The organism is Mycobacterium sp. OTB74 (genome assembly GCF_029892685.1).
GTDB lineage: Bacteria > Actinomycetota > Actinomycetes > Mycobacteriales > Mycobacteriaceae > Mycobacterium.
On sequence record NZ_JARXVD010000018.1, the window covers coordinates 25095 to 47157 of the forward strand.

19 protein-coding genes and 1 pseudogene are annotated in these 22063 nt (G+C 65.7%); 12 read left to right on the forward strand and 8 right to left on the reverse strand.

The features are described 5' to 3' along the window. Positions 1–352: 352 nt before the first annotated feature. From M2432_RS21395 to M2432_RS21410, 4 genes and pseudogenes are all read right to left on the reverse strand, one after another. Positions 353–1225: an amino acid ABC transporter permease gene (locus tag M2432_RS21395; protein WP_280828847.1), complete on the reverse strand. Its 873-nt coding sequence runs from the start codon at positions 1223–1225 to the stop codon at positions 353–355. Positions 1226–1337: 112 nt separating this feature from the next. After that, a complete protein-coding gene (locus M2432_RS21400; protein WP_280828949.1) occupies positions 1338–2012 on the reverse strand; it encodes an amino acid ABC transporter permease in 675 nt (224 codons plus the stop codon). Positions 2013–2048: 36 nt separating this feature from the next. Further along, positions 2049–2843: pseudogene (locus tag M2432_RS21405) on the reverse strand (glutamate ABC transporter substrate-binding protein); the annotation flags it as partial. Between the two features lie 29 nt (positions 2844–2872). Beyond that, the gene (locus M2432_RS21410) at positions 2873–3601 is read right to left on the reverse strand and encodes an amino acid ABC transporter ATP-binding protein (protein WP_280828950.1); all 729 of its coding nucleotides are present in this window, start codon (positions 3599–3601) and stop codon (positions 2873–2875) included. A 139-nt stretch (positions 3602–3740) separates the two neighbouring features. On the opposite strand from M2432_RS21410, the gene miaB reads away from it, so the two are divergent. Then, on the forward strand, positions 3741–5288 hold the full coding sequence (gene miaB, locus M2432_RS21415; RefSeq protein ID WP_280828848.1) for a tRNA (N6-isopentenyl adenosine(37)-C2)-methylthiotransferase MiaB: 1548 nt from the start codon (positions 3741–3743) through the stop codon (positions 5286–5288). Next, positions 5285–5884, forward strand: a complete 600-nt coding sequence (locus M2432_RS21420) for a hypothetical protein (protein WP_280828849.1) — start codon at positions 5285–5287, stop codon at positions 5882–5884. The genes miaB and M2432_RS21420 overlap by 4 nt, the downstream gene beginning before the upstream one ends. A gap of 27 nt (positions 5885–5911) precedes the next feature. On the opposite strand, the gene M2432_RS21425 is transcribed toward M2432_RS21420, so the two are convergent. Then, positions 5912–7240 carry a DUF349 domain-containing protein gene (locus tag M2432_RS21425; protein WP_280828850.1) on the reverse strand — a complete coding sequence of 443 codons (1329 nt, stop codon included), beginning with the start codon at positions 7238–7240 and terminating at the stop codon, positions 5912–5914. Between the two features lie 141 nt (positions 7241–7381). Between M2432_RS21425 and M2432_RS21430 the strand changes: the two genes are divergently transcribed. The 7 genes from M2432_RS21430 to M2432_RS21460 all read left to right on the forward strand — a co-directional run bounded on the left by M2432_RS21430 (position 7382) and on the right by M2432_RS21460 (position 16809). Continuing rightward, positions 7382–8077: a hypothetical protein gene (locus M2432_RS21430; RefSeq protein ID WP_280828851.1), complete on the forward strand. Its 696-nt coding sequence runs from the start codon at positions 7382–7384 to the stop codon at positions 8075–8077. A gap of 2 nt (positions 8078–8079) precedes the next feature. Then, entirely contained in the window at positions 8080–9006 is a 927-nt protein-coding gene (gene miaA / locus M2432_RS21435; protein ID WP_280828951.1) for a tRNA (adenosine(37)-N6)-dimethylallyltransferase MiaA, read from the forward strand. Between the two features lie 4 nt (positions 9007–9010). Further along, the gene (gene dapF, locus M2432_RS21440) at positions 9011–9892 is read left to right on the forward strand and encodes a diaminopimelate epimerase (protein ID WP_280828852.1); all 882 of its coding nucleotides are present in this window, start codon (positions 9011–9013) and stop codon (positions 9890–9892) included. Positions 9893–9919: 27 nt separating this feature from the next. Next, on the forward strand, positions 9920–11335 hold the full coding sequence (hflX, locus tag M2432_RS21445; protein WP_280828853.1) for a GTPase HflX: 1416 nt from the start codon (positions 9920–9922) through the stop codon (positions 11333–11335). A 317-nt stretch (positions 11336–11652) separates the two neighbouring features. Continuing rightward, positions 11653–12981, forward strand: coding sequence for a DEAD/DEAH box helicase (locus M2432_RS21450; RefSeq protein WP_280828854.1), 1329 nt, complete (start codon positions 11653–11655; stop codon positions 12979–12981). An 82-nt stretch (positions 12982–13063) separates the two neighbouring features. Then, positions 13064–14221 (forward strand): acyl-CoA dehydrogenase family protein, encoded by a 1158-nt coding sequence (locus tag M2432_RS21455; protein WP_280828855.1) that lies wholly within the window; start codon positions 13064–13066, stop codon positions 14219–14221. 176 nt (positions 14222–14397) lie between these two features. Beyond that, a complete protein-coding gene (locus tag M2432_RS21460; RefSeq protein ID WP_280828856.1) occupies positions 14398–16809 on the forward strand; it encodes a hypothetical protein in 2412 nt (803 codons plus the stop codon). Positions 16810–16891: 82 nt separating this feature from the next. Here the strand turns inward: M2432_RS21460 and lexA are convergent, their stop codons facing one another. After that, on the reverse strand, positions 16892–17605 hold the full coding sequence (gene lexA / locus M2432_RS21465) for a transcriptional repressor LexA (RefSeq protein WP_280828857.1): 714 nt from the start codon (positions 17603–17605) through the stop codon (positions 16892–16894). Between the two features lie 231 nt (positions 17606–17836). Between lexA and M2432_RS21470 the strand changes: the two genes are divergently transcribed. Together M2432_RS21470 and nrdR are read left to right on the forward strand one after the other, a co-directional pair. Then, positions 17837–18316, forward strand: coding sequence for a LysM peptidoglycan-binding domain-containing protein (locus M2432_RS21470; protein WP_280828858.1), 480 nt, complete (start codon positions 17837–17839; stop codon positions 18314–18316). 108 nt (positions 18317–18424) lie between these two features. After that, positions 18425–18889 carry a transcriptional regulator NrdR gene (gene nrdR / locus M2432_RS21475; RefSeq protein WP_280828859.1) on the forward strand — a complete coding sequence of 155 codons (465 nt, stop codon included), beginning with the start codon at positions 18425–18427 and terminating at the stop codon, positions 18887–18889. Between the two features lie 14 nt (positions 18890–18903). Here nrdR and M2432_RS21480 read toward each other — a convergent pair whose 3' ends face one another. Together M2432_RS21480 and M2432_RS21485 are read right to left on the reverse strand one after the other, a co-directional pair. Beyond that, on the reverse strand, positions 18904–19926 hold the full coding sequence (locus M2432_RS21480; RefSeq protein WP_280828860.1) for an alpha/beta hydrolase: 1023 nt from the start codon (positions 19924–19926) through the stop codon (positions 18904–18906). Between the two features lie 71 nt (positions 19927–19997). Then, on the reverse strand, positions 19998–20945 hold the full coding sequence (locus tag M2432_RS21485; protein ID WP_280828952.1) for a PAC2 family protein: 948 nt from the start codon (positions 20943–20945) through the stop codon (positions 19998–20000). Between the two features lie 283 nt (positions 20946–21228). Between M2432_RS21485 and M2432_RS21490 the strand changes: the two genes are divergently transcribed. Then, a complete protein-coding gene (locus tag M2432_RS21490; protein WP_280828861.1) occupies positions 21229–22035 on the forward strand; it encodes a trypsin-like peptidase domain-containing protein in 807 nt (268 codons plus the stop codon). The last annotated feature ends 28 nt before the right edge of the window (positions 22036–22063 follow it).

The following is a 22063-nucleotide window of genomic DNA, read 5'->3' on the forward strand; positions in this document are numbered from 1 at the left end:
GTAGGGCGGCGAGCTTCATTGCCGGTGGCGTGTGCAGCGCGTTGTCGGCGAACTGCTGCACCGCGTTGAGGGCCTGCTTACTGCTGGTGGCCACAAACTGTGCGCCGGGCCCTGAGGCGAACGGCGGCGGCCAACCTCGACGTTCATCACGCCTCCGGAACGAATCGGAGCGGTGAAGCGAACCACTGACCAGGACACGATGTTCCGGCGCGCAATTCACCGTCGGGCTCGGATGGGCGTGGTGGCGTGTCTGGTGGCACCTGCGATTTGCGGCCATCAACCTTGGTTGACCATGTCAAGGCATGTTGACGGCTCGGGACGGGAGCTGTCAGAAAAGAGCGATCCCGCCGCGCTAGGCGCCCGGAGCCCCCTCCCGGACCTCCACCTGGACTTCTAACGGTTCCGGCGCCCGGCGGGACCGCCGCAGCCGTGCCTCCAGCCAGGTGGCGAATGCGGAAAGCCCGAAGTTCACGCTGATCATCAGCACCGCGATCACCACCAGCGCGGGAATGTAATTGCCGTACGCCGAGCCGATGTTCGTGCCTTCACGGACCATCTCGACGAAAGTGATCTGATAACCGATCGCGGTGTCCTTGAGCACCACCACCATCTGAGACACCAGCACCGGCAACATCGAGGTGACGGCTTGGGGGAGCAGGATGAGCCGGAGCGTCTGGCCAGGCCTGAGCCCCAGCGCTGAAGCTGCTTCGCGCTGCCCACGGGGCAGCGCGTGTACACCAGCGCGCACGATCTCGGCGATCACCGCGCTGTTGTACAGCGTCAACCCGGTGATGACACCAGCTAGCGCAAGCTGTTTGGACGGAAAGACGCCGTAGAGCGCGAACAGAAAGTACGCGAACAACATCATGATCAGCACCGGCACGGCCCGGAGGAACTCGACGAGCACCGAACTGATCCAGCGCACCGGCCGACTCTCGGAAAGTCGGCCCATGCCCAGCGCCATACCCAGCACCAAGGCCAGCACGATGGAAACTGCCGCCGCCGTGAGCGTGCCCACCGCACCGGGCAGCACGTAGGTCTTCCACAGGTCCGCCGTCAAGAACGGACGCCATTTCGCTGCGGCCAGTTGGTCTTTCGAGGCGAACTGCGACAGCACCCAGGCGCCCATCGCGATGATCAGCGCGACGATGATGTATGCGAACAGTCGGTTGCGCATTGCCGCGCGGGGTCCGGGGGCGTCGTAGAGGACGGAAGATTCAGCCATCAGCGTCCTCTGTTCTTCGCACAAGCGCTCATCGGTGTCTCCGCGCAAGCGCTCATCGGTGTCTTCGCGCAAGCGCTCATCGGTGTCTTCGCGTTCTTCGCGCAAGCGCTCATCACCGCACCACCGCGTATCGCCTACCCAACCACCCGAACAACAACCCCAGCGGCAATGTCAGGACCACAAAACCCGCAGCGAAAATCGAACCCACCGCGAGTAGCGCCGCGGTGTTCTCGATCATTTCCTTCATCAACAGCGCTGCCTCGGCGACGCCGATCGCGGAGGCGATGGTCGTGTTCTTCACCAATGCGATCAGCACCGAACCCAGCGGATTGATCACCGCACGAAAAGCCTGCGGCAGCAAGATGATCCGCAGGTTCTGACCGAACGTCAATCCCAGGGAGCGGGCGGCCTCAGCCTGGCCCAGCGGCACAGTGTTGACGCCCGAGCGCAGCGTTTCGCATACGAAGGTTGCGGTGTACATCGTCAACCCGAGTGCCGCGAGTCGAAAATTGCTGTCCACCACGGCTGTTGGCGACGCCGGGTCCACCAGGGTGATTCGAAGGGTGTTTCCGATGCCGAACGAGCAGAACAGGATGATCAATGTCAGCGGGGTGTTGCGGACCACGTTGACGTATGCCGAGCCCAACCAGTTCAGGATCGGCACCGGCGACAACCGCATGGCGGCCAAAATGGTGCCCAGCACCAGTGCACCCACCGCGGCGAGCACCGTCAGCTCGATGGTGGTCCAGAACGCAGCCAGGATCTTGCTGCCGTAGGTACCCACCAGGTGGACCCGCTCGACGACACCAGGGCCGGTCGAGGTGTCCAGCGGCGGGGGAGGCGGCGCGCTCAGGCCGGCCGGGCCCAGGTTGCGGTCGAACGCGGCCTTCCACGCCCCGGTCTCCTGCATCTTCACCAGCGCGTCGTTGACCTGCTGGCGCAGTTCGTGGTTGGTCTTACTCAGGCCGATGCCGTACTTCTCCACCGAGAACGGCTTGCCCACCAGTTTGAAGGCACCGGGAGTCTGGGCGGCGTAGCCGGCCAGGATCACCTCGTCGGTGGACAGCGCATCGATGGCGCCTGTCTTCACCGCCTCCAGGCACGCCGAGTAGGTGTCGTACTGCTGCAACTGGACACCGGGGTATTTGTCCTTGATCCGCTGTGCCGGAGTCGATCCCGCCACCGAGCACAACTTTTTATGGTTCTGCAGCGACTCGACACCGGTGATCTCGGTGTTGTCGGACCGCACCAGCAGGCTCTGACCGGTCACCAGGTACGGCCCGCCGAATGCCACCTTCTGCTTGCGCGAATCGGTGATCGAGTAGGTCGCCACGATGTAGTCGACCTGGCCGTTCTGGATCAGATTCTCCCGCTGGCCCGACGGCGCTTCCTTCCACTCGATGTCCGAAGGCTTGTAACCCAGTTGTCCGGCAACATAAGTCGCGACATCGACGTCGAAGCCGGCCAACGTCCCGTCCGGCTTCTTCATCGCCAGTCCCGGCTGGTCGAACTTGGTACCGATGGTGATCTTCTTGTCGCTGCTACCGCACGCGGAGAGAGCGGCGAGGACCACGATCAGCACCGCAACTGCAGCAATCCGCCGCCATACCCGACGCATGGTCAGACGTTCAATTGCCCGTTCCACGGTCAGTGATCCAGAATCTTGCCCAGAAAATCCCGGGCCCGGCTCGACTTCGGATTGGCGAAGAACTCATCGGGTGCGGCGTCCTCGACGATCGCTCCATCGGACATGAACACCACCCGGTTCGACGCCCGACGGGCGAAGCCCATCTCATGCGTCACCACCATCATGGTCATGCCCTCGGCCGCCAGCGACGTCATCACCGACAGCACCTCGTTGACCATCTCGGGGTCAAGGGCACTGGTCGGCTCGTCGAACAACATCACCTTGGGGTCCATGGCCAGGGACCGGGCGATGGCCACCCGCTGCTGCTGGCCACCGGACAACTGCGCCGGGTACTTGTCGGCCTGGCTGTCCACCCCGACCCGCTCGAGCAGCTCCATGGCCCGAGCGCGGGCCTGCTCCTTGCTCTTCTTGCGGACCTTCATGGGCGCCAGCGTGACGTTCTCCAGGATCGTCTTGTGCGCGAACAGGTTGAACGACTGAAACACCATGCCGACTTCGGAGCGCAACTCGGCCAGCTTGCGGCCCTCGGCGGGCAGCGGTTCCCCGTCGATGCTGATGGACCCTGAATCGACGGTTTCCAGCCGATTGATGGTGCGGCACAACGTCGACTTGCCCGAACCCGACGGTCCCAGCAGCACAACCACCTGGCCGCGAGGGATGTCGAGATTGATGTCCTTCAGGACGTGCAGCGCACCAAAATGCTTGTTGACCCCCTTGATCGAGATCATCGGTTTGGCAGGTGACGGCTCGCCGGTGACCATGCGCACAGACCTTACCCAGGCGACAGCCAGAGCGCGGGTCTGTGCCGGAAACCGGGAATTAGGTTGCGAAATTTGGTATGCACCGCCGCGCCCGTACCATTGGCACGTGACTTCGACAGCGACCCAGGTCGCCGGGTCGGGGGCTGGGCGTACTTATCAGGTCCGCACCTACGGGTGCCAGATGAATGTGCACGACTCCGAACGACTCTCCGGCCTGTTGGAAGAAGCCGGGTACCGCCGGGCCTCAGAAAATGAAGACGCCGACGTGGTGGTGTTCAACACCTGCGCCGTGCGTGAAAACGCCGATAACAAGTTGTACGGCAACATCAGCCACCTGGCACCCCGCAAACAGGCCGACCCGGACATGCAGATCGCGGTCGGCGGCTGTCTGGCGCAGAAGGACCGCGACGCGATGCTGAGCAAAGCGCCGTGGGTGGACGTGGTGTTCGGCACCCACAACATCGGTTCGCTGCCGGTGCTGTTGGAACGTGCCCGGCACAACCGCGAAGCTCAGGTCGAAATCGTCGAGGCGCTGCAGGAATTCCCGTCGGCGCTGCCGGCGACGCGGGAATCCGCCTACGCCGCTTGGGTTTCCATCTCGGTGGGCTGCAACAACACCTGCACCTTCTGCATCGTGCCATCGCTGCGTGGCAAAGAGGTGGACCGACGGCCCGGCGACATCCTGGCCGAAATCCAGTCTCTGGTCGACCAGGGCGTCCTGGAGATCACCCTGCTCGGCCAGAACGTCAACGCTTACGGCGTCTCGTTTGTTGCCGACGAGCGCTTGCGCGAGTCGCCGATGACACCGTCCGATACCGAACGTGATCGCGGCGCTTTCGCCAAGCTGCTGCGCGCCTGCGGCACCATCGACGGTCTGGAACGCGTCCGATTCACCTCGCCGCATCCGGCTGAGTTCACCGACGACGTCATCGAGGCGATGGCCGACACCCCCAACATCTGCCCGACCCTGCACATGCCGCTGCAGTCCGGCTCGGACCGCATCCTCAAGGCGATGCGCCGGTCGTACCGCGCCGAGAAATACCTCGGCATCATCGGCAAGGTGCGCGCCGCCATTCCGCACGCCGCCATCACCACCGACATCATCGTCGGCTTCCCGGGCGAAACCGAAGAGGATTTCCAGGCCACCCTGGATGTCGTCGAACGTGTGCGCTTCACCAGCGCGTTCACCTTCCAGTACTCCAAGCGGCCAGGCACCCCGGCCGCCGAGCTACCCAACCAGTTGCCCAAAGAGGTTGTCTCACAGCGCTATCAGCGTTTGATCGAGTTGCAGGAACGGATTTCCTGGGAGGAAAACCTGGCTCAGATCGGCCGAGAGGTCGAGCTGCTGGTGGCCACCGGCGAGGGCCGCAAAGACACCGAGACCGCCCGGATGTCCGGGCGGGCCCGAGACAGCCGCCTGGTGCACTTCACGCCGGGAACGTCTGACATCCGGCCCGGCGACATCGTCGTCACCACCGTCACCGGCGCCGCGCCGCACCATTTGGTCGCCGACGCGCCCATCGCCGAGCACCGCCGTACCCGGGCCGGCGACGCGCACGCCGCAGGCCGCAAACCAGTCACCGGTGTGGGGCTGGGCATGCCGAAGATCGGCCTGCCGCCCGTCACGCCCGTAGAGCAGGGATGTGCACGATGAATGACTCCAAACCCCGCGGCAATGGCTCCGGGGCCGGCTCAGATGCCGAATTCGACCAGTTCAAGGGTGATATCGACGCCGCCGAGCGGCGCATCGCCCGGGAAATTGCCCCCGGCGCCCGCGCCCTGGTGGTCGCCATCTGCGTGTTCGTGATCCTGCTGTCGTTCGTGCTGCCACACACCGGAGACGTCAAAGGTCTTGACGTGCTGCTGGGCGATCACGCGGCGCTGGCCGCCAAGATTCTGATCCCGTCGCGGGTGTTCGTCTGGTTGATCCTGGTGTTCAGCGTCGGCTTCTCGATGGCAGCACTGCTGACGCGGCGCTGGGGCATGGCCTTGATCGCGCTGGCCGGCTCAGCAGTGTCCTGCTTCATCGGAATGCTCGCCATCTGGTCGCGCAACACCGTCGTGCATCCCTACCCGGGGCCGGGCTTCGGCCTGTACCTGGCATGGATCGCGGTGATCGTGCTGACGTTCCACTGGGCCCGCGTGGTGTGGTCGCGAACCGCCGTGCAGTTGGCCGCCGAGGCGCAGCGCCGGCAGTCGGCCGCCGAACAACAGAAGCGCGGGTTGCTCGACGGCCCGGACGCCGACTGACCTACTTCTTGATTGCTGCTGCCGCGACTACTTCTTGATTGCTGCTGCCGCAGCGTCGGCCCATTCACGCCACTGCGCCGCACTGGCCCGCGCCTGCTCGGCATCGTTGGTCTTGCCGGCCGCTTCGGCCTTCTGCGCCTGACGTTCGAACTGCTCGGCGCGCTCGCGGAACTGGTCGGCCCGGGCCTGCGCCTCAGGGTCGGTCCAACCGGTCTGGGCGGCATCACGGATCTTCTTCTCGACCGCCCGTAGCCGGCGTTCCAACTCGGCGGTGCGATCGCGTGACGCTTTGCCAATGGCATCCCACTTGTCACCGATCGCCCGGAACGCCGCCCGCGCGCCATCGACATCGCTGACATCGATCTTCTCGGCTTCAAGCAGCAGCTGCTGCTTGGCGTCGGCGTTGGCGTTGAATTCTGCGTCCTTCTCGGCATTGACCGCATTGCGGGCACCGAAGAACGTGTCCTGGGCCGCCTTGAACCGCTTCCACAACGCGTCGTCGACGTCTTTGGCAGCCCGGCCGGCGGCCTTCCACTGCGTCAACAGATCGCGGAACGTCGCTGCGGTGGCGCCCCAGTCGGTCGAACCGGACAACGCCTCGGCTTTTTCGCACAGCGTTTCCTTGGCCTGCTTCACGCCGACCCGTTCCCGGTCCAGCTCGGCGAAATGCGAGCCGCGCCGCCGGTTGAAGGCCTCGCGGGCCGCCGAGTACCGCTTCCACAGTGCGTCGTCGACCTTGCGATCCAGTCCGGTGATGGTCCGCCACTCGTCGAGGATGGCGCGCAGCCGGTCACCGCTGGCCTTCCATTGGGTGGAGTTGGCGCCGATCTCCTCGGCTTCGGCGGCCAGTGCCTCCTTGCGGGTGGTCTGCTCTGCGCGGTGCTCGTCGCGCTTGGCGCGTTCCTCCTGCGCCGTGCTGTCGGCGTGGTCGACGACGACAGCCAGGCGCGCGGTGAGCGCGTCGACGTCACCCAGGACGGCCGCGGTGGGCATGGATTCGAGCAGTACCGCGGCCGCCGACTTGATCTTGCGGGCATCGCCGCTGCCTGAGGTCAACCGATGCTCCAGCAGCGCCACCTCGGTGTTCAGGTCGTCATAGCGGCGGCCGAAGTGCGCGTATGCGGACTCGGCGTCACCGGCCTGCCAGGAGCCGATATTGCGTTCCCCGGCGGCGGTGATCAGCCACACCGTGCCATCGGCGTCCACCCGCCCGAACGGATGCGGGTCGCAAGCCGGAGGTGCGGTTGCGGCGGGAGGGTGACTCGCGGCCGGGCCCGGGCCAGGGCGGGGTCCGGGGCGAGGCGGGCCGGGCCGAGGAGTCGGTTTCGGGGTTCCGCCGGATTCGCTGGTTGTCATATGGTGCTCCTCGTGCCCTGTGCGTGGATCCATCCACGCTCCTGCCGCGCGACGCGGCGCCTTGGTGATTGCTCGCTAGCTATTCAAGCAGGTCGGCGCGGTGGATGCGCACGCGTTCGCGGTACTCGTTAGCGTTGACCCGTGCTCAGCGCCATTGCAATCGTCCCGTCGGCCCCTGTCATGGTGCCCGAACTGGCCTCCGGTGCTGCGGCGGAATCGGCCGGGTTGACCTGCGCCGCGAGGCGCGCCGCGCAGGCCCTGCCGGCGCACTGGGTTGCGGTCGCGGGTGGGCCACTGGACGGTGAAGTGCCCGCGGATTCGGTCGGGACCTTTGCCGGATACGGCGCCGATGTCCAGGTGTCGCTGTCGCCCGCCGCATCCGGCCCGCCTCGGCAGCTGCCGCTGTGCGCCTTGATCACCGGCTGGTTGCGCGGGCAGGTCAACCCTGCCGCGGCGGCGCAGGTCCGGGTGTTCGACGAGGAACTCGGCTCCGATGCGGCGGTGGCTTGCGGCCGCGCGCTGCGCGCTGAACTCGACGCATCTTCCGCGCCGGTCGGCGTGCTGGTGGTAGCCGACGGTGCACATACCCTCACCCCTGCGGCGCCCGGCGGGTTTGATCCTGATTCTGTTGCAGTGCAAAAACATTGGGATGACGCGCTGGCTGCCGGCGATGTCGCAGTGCTGGCCGGGCTGGACGGCGTGCTGGGCCGCGTGGCCTACCAGGTACTCGCCGGGCTGGCGGGCCCGGGAGCGCGGGTCAGCGAGCTGTACCGCGGCGCGCCCTTCGGCGTTGGCTACTTCGTCGGCACCTGGTTGCCGGGACGGGCCTCCGCGTGAGCGTGAGACCCATCGCCGTCGTCGGCCCCACGGGCACCGGCAAGTCCGCGCTGGCGCTGGACCTGGCTGAAAGGCTCAGTGGGGAGATCGCCGTTGAGGTTGTGAATGCCGATGCCATGCAGCTATACCGCGGCATGGACATCGGTACCGCCAAGCTCACCGTCGCCGAACGTCGTGGCATTCCGCACCACCAACTCGACGTGCTCGATGTGACGGAGACGGCGACGGTCGCCAACTATCAGCAGGCTGCGGCCGCTGACGTCGAAGCGATTGCCGCTCGTGGGGCGGTGCCGGTGATCGTCGGCGGATCGATGATGTACATCCAGTCGCTGTTGGACGAATGGGCCTTTCCGGCCACCGACCCGAACGTGCGGGCGCGCTGGGAGGCCCGGCTGGCCGAGGTCGGGGTCGCCGCCCTGCACGCGGACCTGGTCCGGGTCGACCCGGAGGCGGCCGCGTCGATCCTGGACACCGACGGCCGCCGGATCGTGCGCGCACTGGAGGTCGTCGAGCTGACCGGGCAGCCTTTCGCGGCGTCGGCGCCGCAGATCGGTGCTCCGCGCTGGGACACGCTGATCGTCGGATTGGATTGGGACACAACGGTTCTCGACGACCGGCTGGCCCGTCGCACGGACCTGATGTTCGCCTATGGCCTGGTCGACGAGGTCATTGCACTACAGGCCCTGGGCTTGCGGGACGGCGTGACGGCGGCGCGGGCGCTGGGTTACGCCCAGGTGCTCACCGCGCTGGCTGCGGGTGGCGACGACGCCGCCATGGCCGAGGCCCGCGAACGCACTTTCATCGGCACCCGCCGCTACGTGCGCCGGCAACGGTCCTGGTTCCGCCGCGACCACCGGATCACCTGGCTGCCCGGCGATGCCTCAGAAAATGCGGCTGAGGTGGCCCGGCTTTGGCGCCACGTATCCTGACCACGTGCGCTTTAGCAAGGGACATGGCACCCAGAACGACTTCGTGGTGCTGCCTGACGTCGATGCAGAGTTGGCGCTGACCCCGTCCATCATCTCCGCGCTGTGTGACCGGCGTCGTGGTTTGGGGGCCGACGGCCTGCTGCGGGTCACCACCGCGGGCGCCGCGCAGCGCGCCGGAGTTTTCGCGACACTGCCCGAGGGGGTGGCCGCCGACGACTGGTACATGGACTACCGCAACGCCGACGGAACCATCGCCCAGATGTGCGGCAACGGAGTCCGGGTATTCGCGCATTACCTGCGAGCCTCCGGGCTGGAGAGCCGCGACGCGTTCGTGGTGGGCTCGCTGGCCGGGCCTCGGCCGGTGGTGCTGCACGCCGTCGACGCCGTCAACGCCGACGTCACCGTCGAGATGGGCAAGGCCCAGTCATTCGGCACCGGTTCGGCAGTGGTGGCCGGCCGTACCTTCGAGGGCCTGGCCGTCGACGTCGGCAACCCGCACCTGGCCTGCGTTGATGCCTCGCTGAACGTGGCCGGACTGTCGGCGCTGGATGTCGGGGCGCCGGTGTCGTTCGACGCCGAACAGTTCCCTGAGGGCGTCAATGTCGAGGTGCTCACCGCACCGGCCGACGGGACCGTCGCGATGCGGGTGCATGAGCGTGGCGTCGGTGAAACCCGTTCCTGCGGAACCGGAACCGTCGCTGCGACCCTGGCGGCACTGCGGCACACCGGGGCCGATACCGGCAGTCTGCGGGTGTACATTCCCGGCGGCGAGGTGGTTGTGACCGTTACTGACACCACCAGTTTCCTGCGCGGCCCATCGGTACTGCTGGCCCACGGTGAGCTCGCCGAGCAATGGTGGAGGGATAATTCAGGTGCGGTCCGCTGAATTTGCGGGCACCATCGATAACTGCCTATGACATATCCCGAATCCCCCCTGCACCCGACACCGAGCACCGGTGAGCTGGCACTTGAGGACCGCTCGGCACTGCGCCGGGTGGCCGGTCTGTCCACCGAACTGGCCGACATCACCGAAGTCGAATACCGCCAGCTACGGCTGGAACGTGTGGTTCTCGTCGGCGTCTGGACCGACGGCACCGCCGCTGACGCAGACAACAGCCTGGCCGAGTTGGCCGCCCTGGCCGAGACTGCCGGCTCCGAAGTGCTCGAAGGGCTGATCCAGCGCCGCGACAAGCCGGACGCATCGACCTACATCGGCTCGGGCAAGGCGCAGGAACTGCGCGAGATCGTGCTGGCCACCGGCGCCGACACCGTCATCTGTGACGGCGAGCTGAGCCCGGCGCAGCTCAACTCGCTGGAAAAAGTGGTGAAGGTCAAGGTGATCGACCGGACCGCGTTGATTTTGGACATCTTCGCCCAGCACGCCACCAGTCGCGAGGGCAAGGCGCAGGTGTCGCTGGCGCAGATGGAATACATGCTGCCGCGGCTGCGCGGCTGGGGTGAGTCGATGTCTCGGCAGGCCGGTGGTCGCGCGGGCGGCGCCGGTGGCGGCGTCGGCACCCGCGGTCCCGGTGAAACCAAGATCGAAACCGACCGGCGGCGCATCCGCGAGCGGATGTCCAAGCTGCGGCGCGAGATCAAGGACATGAAGAAGATCCGCGACACCCAACGGCACAGCCGGCGAGCCAGCGACACCCCGTCGGTGGCCATCGTCGGCTACACCAACGCCGGCAAGTCCAGTCTGCTCAACGCGCTCACCGGAGCTGGGGTGTTGGTGCAGAACGCCCTGTTCGCCACCCTCGAACCCACGACGCGCCGAGGGCAACTCGACGACGGCCGGCCATTTACCCTGACCGATACCGTCGGATTCGTCCGGCACCTGCCCACGCAGTTGGTCGAGGCGTTCCGCTCGACGCTGGAGGAGGTCGTCGACGCCGACCTGCTGGTGCATGTGGTCGACGGTTCCGATGCCGACCCGATGGCGCAGATCAATGCGGTGCGTCAGGTGGTGGGTGAGGTGGTCGCCGAGTACGACGTGGCTGCACCACGAGAATTGTTGGTGGTCAACAAGATTGACGTCGCCGGTGATCTGGCCTTGGCGCAGCTGCGGCGGGCGCTACCGGATGCGGTATTCGTGTCCGCGCACACCGGCGAGGGCCTTGATCGGCTGCGTGCCGCGATGTGCGATTTGGTGGTGGCCACCGATGCCGCTGTCGATGTGACGATCCCGTACGACCGCGGTGATCTGGTGGCCCGGGTGCACGCCGAGGGTCGGGTCGAGGCCACTGAGCACACGGCCGATGGCACCCGGATCAAGGGCTGGGTGCCGATTCCGTTGGCCGCCAGCCTGAGTGGGTTTGTCACGGCCTGATCAGGGCCGGTAACGGCCAGGTGGACCTCCAGTCCCCGCCGGTGCCGTGTGCCATCTCACAAGACCATAAAAGCTTTTGAGGGACAACAGCTTTCGTGCCAGCGGAGGAGTTCTTCAGGTTGGGGATCAATGGGCGCGGGGTCATCGGCAGTAGACTCAGCGCCAACATCGGTTCTGTGACCGCCTTTGGGCGCAGCCGATTTACGTCGTGGAACGGCTGAGGGCCGTCAGTTGAACTGAACCAGCACTTCTCGCGGCGAACGATACTGCCGCCGGCACTATCGCCCTACCGTGCTCCGAAAGGCTGCCGTTTCCTCGTGACCACTGAACCTTCTTTTGCTGCGCTCGGCGTCGACGACAAGCTCGTCGCCGCACTCACCGCCCGCGGCATCACCGCGCCGTTCCCCATTCAGACCCGCACCCTGCCGGATACCCTGGCCGGCCGCGATGTGCTCGGCCGTGGGCGCACCGGCAGCGGCAAGACGCTGGCGTTTTCTATCCCGATGGTGGCCCGGCTCGCCGGGGTGCGGCGGCAGTCGTCGCGTCCTAGCGGACTGGTGCTGGCGCCGACCCGCGAACTGGCCACCCAGATCGCCGACACCGTCGAGCCGCTGGCCGCCGCGGTGGGCCTGAAGGTCACCACCATCTTTGGCGGCGTCTCGCAGAACCGTCAGGTGGCGGCGCTGCAGGCCGGTGTCGACATAGTCATCGCGTGCCCCGGCCGGCTCGAAGATCTGATGAAGCAGAAGCTGGTCAGCCTGGACTCCGTGCAGGTCACCGTGCTCGACGAGGCCGACCACATGGCTGACCTCGGCTTCCTGCCCGGAGTCACCCGGATCCTGGCCGCCACGCCCGCCGGCGGGCAGCGGATGCTGTTCTCGGCGACCCTGGACAACGGCGTCGACAAGCTGGTTCGGCGCTTCCTGAACGATCCGGTCACCCACTCGGTCGACGAGATCGATGCGCCGCCACCGGCCATGACGCACCACGTCTTCCACGTGGCAGGCGTCGCAGAGAAGCGCGAGTTGGTGCACCGGTTGGCGTCGGGAACCGGCCGGCGGATTCTGTTCATGCGCACAAAGCACCAGGCCCGCAAGCTGGCCCGCCAGCTGACCGAGGCCGGCGTGCCGTCGGTCGACCTGCACGGCAACCTGTCTCAGCCGGCTCGTGACCGGAACCTCGCGGCATTCAGCACGGGGGAGGCGCGGGTGCTGGTAGCCACCGACATCGCCGCCCGTGGCGTGCATGTCGATGAGGTCGAACTGGTGGTGCACGTCGACCCGCCGGCCGAGCACAAGGCCTATCTGCATCGTTCCGGCCGCACCGCGCGGGCCGGCAGCTCCGGTGACGTGGTCACCGTCGTGCTCCCCGAACAGCGTAAAGACGCCCAGCAGCTGCTGCGCAAGGCCGGCATCACTGCCCGGCCGCAGGAGGTCGTCGCCGACTCGGCTCCCGTTCAGGCCTTGGTCGGCGAGATCGCGCCGTACCGCGCTCCGGCACCCAAGGAAGTGCCTGCGGGACGCGGCGGAAACCGCCCGGCCAAGACGGCCACTGCGGGGCAGGGGCAGCGTCGCCGCCGTCGGCCGCGCAGCCAGCAGGCGCCGGGGCGTTCCCAGCAGGGCGCCGGGCGTCCCCAGCCCCGGTAGGCCCCGCCAGTTCGGTGTTGCGACACAACCAACCATCCGGTTGGGATAAGTTGTCATCAACTTATCCAGTACCGGAGGTCTCATGGGTGTCATCAAGTACGACCGCACGCTGTTCGAACCCGAACACGACCTGTTCCGCGAGTCGTACCGTGCATTCTTGGAACGGCACGCCGCCCCATACCGGGAGGAATGGGAGAAGGCCAAGATCGTCGACCGCGAGGTATGGCGCGAGGCCGGCAAGCAAGGCTTCCTGGGCATGGCGGTGCCCGAGGAATACGGCGGCGGAGGAAATCCGGACTTTCGCTACAACGTGATCGTCACTGAGGAGACCACCGCCGGCCGGCACACCGGTTTGGGCTTCACGCTGCAGAACGACGTGATCGCGCCGTACTTGCTCGAGCTCGCCACCGAAGAGCAGAAACAGCGTTGGCTGCCAGGATTCTGCAGCGGTGAATTGATCGCCGCGATCGCGATGACCGAACCCGGGACCGGAAGTGATCTGCAGGGCATCAAGACCCGGGCCGTCAAGCAGGGCGACCATTATGTGCTCAACGGTTCAAAGACGTTCATCACCAACGGTATTCACGCTGACTTGGTAATCGTGGCGGCGTGCACCGACCCGGACAAGGGGGCTCAGGGATTCAGCTTGCTGGTCGTGGAGCGGGGGATGGAGGGCTTTGAACGCGGTCGCCATCTCGACAAGATCGGGTTGGATGCCCAGGACACCGCCGAATTGTCCTTCACCGATGTCAAGGTGCCGGTGGAAAACCTGCTCGGACAAGAGGGCATGGGTTTCATCTACCTGATGCAAAACCTGCCACAGGAGCGCATTTCCATCGCCGTGATGGCCGCGGCCGCGATGGAAGGAGTCCTGGAATCGACGTTGCAGTACACCAAGGAACGCAAGGCATTCGGCAAGCCGATCGGCAGCTTCCAGAACAGTCGTTTCACGTTGGCGGAACTGGCCACCGAGGCGACGGTCGTGCGGATCATGGTCGATGAGTTCATTGGTCTGCATCTTGATCGCAAGCTGACCATTGATCAGGCCGCGATGGCCAAATGGTATTCCACCGAAGCGCAGGTGCGACTGGTCGACCGTTGTCTGCAACTGCATGGCGGCTACGGCTACATGCGCGAATATGAGGTGGCCCGGGCATTCCTCGACTCGCGGATCCAGACCATCTACGGCGGTACCACCGAGATCATGAAGGAGATCATCGGGCGTAGTTTGGGTGTCTAACTAACTGACGGTGCAGTAATTGATACGGATTCGATCGCGACACACGGTAGGCGGTTGGCCGTATATCCCGCATAATCGTCGTCAACTGTCGCAAAGTTGACGACGACAATAGCCTGGCGCGATTTGTGTGACGGGATTATGGCGTCCGGAGTTTTGCCAACCGCGGGAGGAATTCGATGACCGGGCTGCGAAGCCGTCCTGGCAGGACAATCGGGCGCAGTGGAGTCGGAGTGCTCGCGGTGGCGGTAGCACTGCTGACGGCGCCCGTGCCTCCGGTTGCCATGGCAACGCCCGACAGCGATGCCGCCGGCGCTGCGATCGCCCAGGCCTGGAGCGCCGACGGTGGTGAATCCGGCGAACTCGGCGCCAAGGACGGTGACGTCTATCAGGTGGGCGCAGGCTATGCCCAGAATTTCGCCGGCGGCAAGGTGTACTACACCCAGGGCACGGGTGCGCACTTCATGGTCGGCGCGATTCTGGACAAATACGCCGCGCTTGGCGGTCCGGCTGACAGTGACTTGGGTTTTCCGACCATCGATGAGGGTGCAGGACGTGCCTCCGGCAGCCGGAACAGCACGTTCAGCGCTTCGGATAAGCCGGTCATCTTCTGGACGCCGGACAACGGGGCGTGGGTGGTTCGCGGTGCCATCAATGCCGCCTGGGACAAGCTCGGCGGCTCTGCGGGAACCCTCGGGGTGCCGACCGCAGACGAGACGTGGCAGGGAGATGTTGTCTCGCAGAGCTTCACCGGTGGCGAGATCAGCTGGAACGTCAAAACCAAGGAATTCACCACGACGCCTGCGGATTTGGCCGGCCGACTGACCGGCCTGCAGGTACCCGAGGATGCCACCTCCGCCATCGCCGCCGCTCGTCGCGCCGCCGGCGGGCCTTCCGGTCCGCTCGGCGCCGAACAGGGCGCGCAGTACTCGGTCGGCGATGCAACCGATCCCCATGCCGGAGTTGGCCAGAATTTCGCCGGCGGCACCATCTACTACTCCCCGGAGACCGGCGCCAACGTGCTGACCGGCCAGGTTTTGGCAAAGTATCAAGCCGCCGGCGGACCGCAGGGCGATCTGGGGTTCCCGACCAGCAGTGAGACCGACGGCGGATTGCCACCGATGAGTCGGGTCGCCACTTTTGGCGCCGGGGACCAACCGGTCATCTTCTGGACGCCCGACCACGGTGCCTTCATCGTTCGCGGCGCGATGAACGCGGCCTGGTCCAAGCTCGGAGGAGCCACCGGCAAGCTCGGTGCACCCACCAGCGATCAGACGACCAACGGAGATGTCATCAGTCAGAAGTTCACCGGCGGATCGATCTCCTGGAACAAGTCGAGCCACTCGTTCAGCACCCAGCCCGGCGATCTGGCATCGCAGTTGTCCGGGGTCAAGGTCCCGGAGCAGCCCAAGTCGATGAAGGGCAAGACAGGTGAGTCCGGCAGCAAGTGGTACCAGTTCCACTGGTGGTGGCTGTTGGCCATCGTTCCGCTGTTCCTGGTGCTCGTCGGGATCGTTATCGCGGCCATGCTGCGGCGCAGGCGCAACGCCGCGCAGGATTCGTACGACAGCTCGGGCCACCATGGCGAGTACGGCGACCACGACGAGTACGGCGACCATGACGACTTTGTCAGCTCGGGCGGGTACGACCGGTACGACGCCTCCGGTCATGGTGAGGACTACGAAGGGCAGCAGTACAGGGCTGGCGCCGCCGACCCGTATGCCCCGCCGCGGCTCATGTCGCCAGGCGGTGAAGAGCATGCCGACGACCAGTACCGGGCGAGCTACTGGGATGACGACCACCCGGACGAGGATGAGCACTACGCAGACCACGACGAGTCGGTCCGGGAGCCGTTCCAGGACGACCCCGACCGGGTGGATACCGCGCCAAATCTGATCGCCAGCCCCGAAGGGGGTCATGGCTGGGAGCGTCCCGCCGCGGTGGGCGGTGGCGTTGCCCACCATGACGATGCCCACCATGACGATGCCGACGATGACGCTGCGGACGAACCGACAGTGTCGGTGCCCATCCCCGGACGCTCTGCCGACAGTGACGAGGTGACGCGGCCCAATACCGCCGGCGATACCGGTCACCCTGGGCTCGCGGGGTGGGGAGCGGCGGGCGTCGGCGCCGCAGGACTGGGCGCGGCTGGGTTCGCTGCGGCCAGGTCCGGTGGTTTGGATCGACAGCGGGCCGCTGTCGAATCGCATACCGACGCTCAGGATGTGCACCACGACGCCGGTGAACCCGCGCCGCCCAGCCACCCGGACGAGGGTGAAGCGCCATCCCATGTGGACGACGGTCCAACTCGTGGGGTCGAACGGGAAGACGAACCCGTGGCGCAGTTTGCGAGCGGTCCGTCCAGTGGCCGACACGCAGCGTTGCGTGCCGAGGAGCCGCCGACGGCGCAGATGTCATTCCGGGTTGCTATGCATGAGGGCGATGAGGCGCCCGATGGTTATGCGATCAAGGCTGACACCAAGACCGGTCAGTACTGGGCACCGGATTCCCCTGGCTATGACGCGGCACCTGCCGAAATCTGGTTTGCCAGTGAGGAATTCGCGGTGACCAACGGCTTTATCAAAGGCTGACCCGGCGCCGTTCGCTGGGTTGAACTTCTCGCATGCGACGGCCTGAACCTCGGCGCAGGCCCTCGTAGCGGGAGCTCGTTTCTCAGAGCTTGCGGATGACCGTGACGACCTTGCCGAGCACGACCGCGTCGTTGCCTGGGATGGGATCGAAGGCCGGGTTGTGCGGCATCAGCCACACTTGTCCGCGCGTGCGCTTGAACGTCTTGACGGTCGCTTCACCGTCGATCATCGCAGCGACGATGTCGCCATTGTCGGCAACGTTCTGCTGACGCACCACGACCCAGTCGCCGTCGCAGATGGCCGCGTCGACCATTGATTCGCCGACGACCTTCAATAGGAACAACGAACCCTCACCGACCAATTCGCGCGGCAGGGGGAACACATCCTCGACCGCTTCCTCGGCCAGGATCGGTCCGCCGGCAGCTATGCGTCCGAGCACCGGGACGAAGGTCGGCTCAGGCAGTGCGTCGGAGCCCGCGACGTCGGTCATCACGTTGTGCCCGACCGAATCATCGGCGCCACGCACGTCCACGGCGCGGGGCCGATTGGGGTCGCGACGCAGGTATCCCTTCTTTTCCAACGTGCGCAGCTGATGGGCGACCGATGACGTGGAGGTCAAGCCGACCGCGTCGCCGATTTCCCGGATGCTCGGTGGATAGCCACGGGTCGTGACTGAGGTGCGGATGACGTCGAGGATGGTCCGCTGGCGTTCGGTCAGGGTGGTGTCGAGCCGGCCGGCGGACTGAGCGCCGGGAAGGTGGGCGGTGCCGTCCGGAGTATCGCTGCTGTCGCTCATGACGTCGAATTTAACCGACCCTGCGCCATTGATCAAACATGTGTTCGAGATTTGACCCGTCGGCGTGTCGGCGCAGGGCGGGCCTTCTGGTTTGGCCGCGGCTCGCGAAACCGAACTTGTCGGTGGGGCGTCGTATCGTTCACAACAGTTCGATCACATGTTCTATCAATCGAACGCATGAGCGATATAGTCGAACATAAGAGCGAACCGCTTCGAACGGAAGGAACCGCCATGGCAATCATCACCCGCGAATACCCGACCGACGTCGTTGTCCGCACGGTGCGGCAGCGCCAGGACATGCTGCGCGCGCAGCGCTCGCGTCGACGTTCGGGGCAACAACGCCCGCTCACCGGTCGGCCTCCCGGCACGGCATTTCGTCACCGCGGGACCGGCGTCCTGATGTCACGCGCCTCGCACCGCCCGCGGCCGATCACGCCGTTCACCACGGTGATGTTGGCGTTGCTGGCGGCTGGCATCACCGTATGGCTGGGGTTGATCGCGCAGTTCGGTTCGGCGGCCCAACCTGCCGCGGCTGTGCCCGGTGACCTGGCCGTGGTTCGTGTTCAGTCCGGTGAGTCAATTCAGCAGGTAGCCCGGCGGGTGGCTCCCGACGCGCCGGTCGGCGCGGTGGTCGAGCGTATTCGCGAGTTGAACAAGTTGCCGTCGGTGGCGTTGGACGCCGGGCAGACGTTGATCGCCCCGGTCGGCTGAGGTCGCCCGGTGAACGCCATCGGCACCGCACCCGGGCGTCCGTGGACGACGCAGGTAGGCTCAAAGCCGTTCGATGCGGTCGATTGTCGGTGCGGCGAAGGAGCGGTGATGCACTGTCCGTTCTGCCGGCATCCGAATTCGCGCGTCGTCGATTCCCGGGAAGCCGACGAGGGTCAGGCGATCCGGCGGCGCCGGTCCTGTCCTGAATGCGGACGCCGGTTCACCACAGTCGAGACCGCCGTCCTGGCGGTGGTGAAACGCAGCGGTGTGACCGAACCGTTCAGTCGCGAGAAGGTCATCAAGGGTGTTCGGCGGGCGTGCCAGGGTCGGCAGGTGGACGACGATGCGCTGTATCTGTTGGCGCAAAAGGTTGAAGACACGGTGCGGGCCACCGGTTCTCCGGAGGTGCCCAGCCATGAGGTCGGGCTGGCGATACTCGGACCACTTCGCGATCTGGACGAGGTCGCTTACCTACGCTTCGCGTCGGTTTACCGTTCGTTCTCGTCGGCCGACGATTTTGAGCGTGAGATCGAGGCACTGCGTGAACACCGCTCGTCAGCAAGCGGGAATTAGGTTTTCGCCAGTTCTCAGGTGGCGCTGCGGGTGTCGGCGTCTATCGCATCGAGGACTGCGACCTTGGTGTCCGTCGGTCCGCTGAGTGAATTCTTGCTGACGCCGGTCTGCAACAGTTGGCGGATCGCATCTCGGTCGTAGACCGCAGGCGGAGTCGAATCGATGAATTCCTGTACCACTTCAACGAAGCGGGCTGGGTCGTCGTGAAATGGGAAATGCCCGGAGCCTTTGAAGATCTCCAACCGTGACCCGGGCATCGCAGTATGGGCCAACTCGCCATGTGCGGCAGGGATTACCGAATCACGTGAGCCCCAAATCAATTGCACGGGAATGGATTCGGTCAAATAACATCGGTCCAGCATGGTCACCACCTGACCTCGCCAGTCGACCACCGCGCGCAGCGTCCGGGCAAATGCTGATGACGCGCGAGGCTCGGGAAGGTCATTGAGAACACGCAACATGTCAGGCAGGTCGCGCCCGATGCCGGTCGAACCGAGCAGCGCGCCGCCGATTCGGCCCAACATCTGAAGAGTGGGCAATACCAACGGAATTCGCAGCAACGCCAGCGCCTCGGTGCCCATCGGCAAGGCTGCGATCCGCAGCACGACATTGACATCCTTGGTGACCCCGCCGGAGCCGACCAACACCAGCCGCTCCACCAATTGTGGGAACTGGTAGGCGAATTGCATGGCTACGCCGCCGCCGAGCGAGTGACCGATGACGGTCACGCGTTCGATGTCCAGGACACTGAGCAAATCGCGCATGCCGTTGGCGTAGGCGGCCACCGAATAGTCAGCCCGCGGCTTGTCGGACTTGCCGTGGCCGAGCAGATCGGGGGCGATGACCGTGTATCGCTGCGCGAGACGCTCCTGGATCGTGTTCCACGTCGTGGAGTTGTCACCGATACCGTGGATCAGCAGGATGGCCGGACCGGATCCCGCTGCCCGGAATGCCCGCCGGTAGCCGTGGATGGTGCGGTACTCAAGCGTCGGTGTCGTCTCTCGCACGCTGTGCAAGGTGGTCTTACGGTCGGTCATGGTCCCCACTCCTCGCCAGCAGTGCCATGACGGCTCTGGTGCTGAGTCCGCCGAGCGGGAACTCCCAACTGCTACGGGCGTGCACCGCCGATACCGTCATCGCCGTCCGGGGATTCCGTTGATCCATCACCGGCCTGCTGAGCGAGGAACTGCTCGAATTGGGCGCCGAGTTCATCGCCACTGGGCAGTTCTTCGTCACGTGCCAGCAACGATCTGTTCTCCTGAGCAGCGACGAACGCATCGTACTGTTGTTCCAGGGCCGTCACCACTTGAGCGACTTCCGAGCTCGCCTCCACCTGGTCACTGATCTTGCTGTAAACCTCGGCGCCGGCCTCCGACAAGGCCTGCAGCGGGATACTCAGTGCAGCAATTCGCGACACCTCGGCCAGCAATGTCTCGGCGGCCTGCGGGTAGGCGGTCTGCGCCAGATAGTGCGGGACGTGCACGGTGAAACCCAACGCTTCGTGACCGTGCTGGCTGAGCCGGTATTCCAGCAAGTTGGACACACTTGCCGGCACCTGCACCTCGCCCACCCACGGCTGATGCTCGGCGATCAACTCTGTGTTGCTGGCGTGCGCGGTCATGCTGATCGGCCGGGTGTGGGGGACCGCCATCGGGATCGCACCGAGGCCGATGACCTGACGGACACCGAGCCGCTCTGCCAGCAGACGCACGGCGGTGATGAAGCGTTCCCACTTCAGATCCGGCTCGAGGCCGGCGAGCAGCAGGAACGGTGTGCCCGCAGTGTCGTGCAGCGCGTAGAGGTTCAGTTGGGGATCGTCGTACTTGGTGAAATGGTCTGTGGTGAAGGTCATCAGCGGACGACGTGACCGGTAATCGAGCAACTCGTCAATGGCGAACGAGGCGACCAGTTCGGTGTCCAGGGTGTTCTTCAGGTGTTCGGCGGCCAATCGAATGGCGTGCCCTGCGTCGGAGAAGCCTTCGAGCGCATGAATCATCACCGGACCGCGACCATCTGCGGCGGACAGCTGCGGTGCGGGGAACTCCAGCTCGTACATCCCGCTCTGTTCGGGCTGGTACTGGCGGCCGCGCGGCGACTGCTCGGTCGGGTTCTCCGGGTGCAACTGTTCGTCGGTCCCGTTGTGCTCACTCACGTTGACACTCCTTGCCTGGCGGTGGGCCACGTAGCCGTTGGGGAATGCCCGGTGCCTTGTGCGGCACATCGACGACGTGTCTCTTTACCAGTGTCGCGCATTCTCGCGGTCTTGACTGTGCCGCCCCTTTGGAATCGGCGGCGTGCCGAGTGCTGCTGCCGATATACCCATCGGGCAAGATCGGAGGATGCGCAGTCGTCGGCTTGTGGTCACCGGATTGGTGGCGCTCGTGGCCACTTCGTGCAGCGCACAGCCGATTCACCCCGAACCCCGTCTGACCGCCGGCGGGGTCATCGAGGCGGGGTCGCTGACCGCGGTACCGGTGAAGCCGGACGCGCGGATCGGCGCGGTCTTTCTCGACAGCAAGTCAGAGCACACCTGCACCGGCGCGGTTCTCGACTCATTGGCCGGTGACCTGATCATCACCGCGGCGCATTGCCTGGACTCGTCGGCGGACTCGTACTTCGCGCCCGGTTACGCGGGTTCCGGCAGCCCGGCTGAGTTCTGGCACGTCGACGCGGTGTATTTGGACCCGCGGTGGGTGAACCGGCACGACCCAGCGGCCGATTTCGCTATTGCACGGGTCGGCCACGGTGATTCAGCGCCGGCCATCGGCACATTGGAAGAGCACGCAGGCGGCGGCTTCGTGCTGGGCGCTGCGCCCGGCCCGGACGAGACCATCCAGGTCATGGGCTATCCGTCGGGCGACGGCGGCGTTCCGGTCCGATGTAGCGGTGCCACGGCCCGGGCGGAGCAGGGGTTCCCTTCAGTTCGATGCCCGGGTCTGGTCGACGGCACCAGCGGCTCACCGTGGATCGCCGGCTCCGAGGTCAGGGGGGTGGTCGGGGGTTTCCAGAGCGGCGGATGCGCCTTCAACGACCTGTCCTATTCGGCGCCGTTCGACATCCAGATCAGGGTGCTGTACCAGCGGGCGCTGCAAGGCGGCGCGGCTGATCAGGCCACCGGCGCACCTGACGACGGTTGCGGCGGCTAGCAGCGAGGCGCAAGCCGCGCGTTGAGGC

What these genes read in the sequence shown, in the direction of transcription:
- M2432_RS21470 (WP_280828858.1), top strand. Translation starts at nt 17,837, where the DNA reads ATGGCAATCATCACCCGCGAATACCCGACCGACGTCGTTGTCCGCACG.
- M2432_RS21420 (WP_280828849.1), top strand. Translation starts at nt 5,285, where the DNA reads ATGAATGACTCCAAACCCCGCGGCAATGGCTCCGGGGCCGGCTCAGAT.
- nrdR (WP_280828859.1), top strand. Translation starts at nt 18,425, where the DNA reads ATGCACTGTCCGTTCTGCCGGCATCCGAATTCGCGCGTCGTCGATTCC.
- lexA (WP_280828857.1), bottom strand. Translation starts at nt 17,605, where the DNA reads ATGAGCGACAGCAGCGATACTCCGGACGGCACCGCCCACCTTCCCGGC.
- M2432_RS21410 (WP_280828950.1), bottom strand. Translation starts at nt 3,601, where the DNA reads ATGATCTCGATCAAGGGGGTCAACAAGCATTTTGGTGCGCTGCACGTC.
- M2432_RS21460 (WP_280828856.1), top strand. Translation starts at nt 14,398, where the DNA reads ATGACCGGGCTGCGAAGCCGTCCTGGCAGGACAATCGGGCGCAGTGGA.
- M2432_RS21455 (WP_280828855.1), top strand. Translation starts at nt 13,064, where the DNA reads ATGGGTGTCATCAAGTACGACCGCACGCTGTTCGAACCCGAACACGAC.
- M2432_RS21395 (WP_280828847.1), bottom strand. Translation starts at nt 1,225, where the DNA reads ATGGCTGAATCTTCCGTCCTCTACGACGCCCCCGGACCCCGCGCGGCA.
- M2432_RS21490 (WP_280828861.1), top strand. Translation starts at nt 21,229, where the DNA reads ATGCGCAGTCGTCGGCTTGTGGTCACCGGATTGGTGGCGCTCGTGGCC.
- M2432_RS21425 (WP_280828850.1), bottom strand. Translation starts at nt 7,240, where the DNA reads ATGACAACCAGCGAATCCGGCGGAACCCCGAAACCGACTCCTCGGCCC.
- hflX (WP_280828853.1), top strand. Translation starts at nt 9,920, where the DNA reads ATGACATATCCCGAATCCCCCCTGCACCCGACACCGAGCACCGGTGAG.
- M2432_RS21485 (WP_280828952.1), bottom strand. Translation starts at nt 20,945, where the DNA reads ATGTACGAGCTGGAGTTCCCCGCACCGCAGCTGTCCGCCGCAGATGGT.
- M2432_RS21480 (WP_280828860.1), bottom strand. Translation starts at nt 19,926, where the DNA reads ATGACCGACCGTAAGACCACCTTGCACAGCGTGCGAGAGACGACACCG.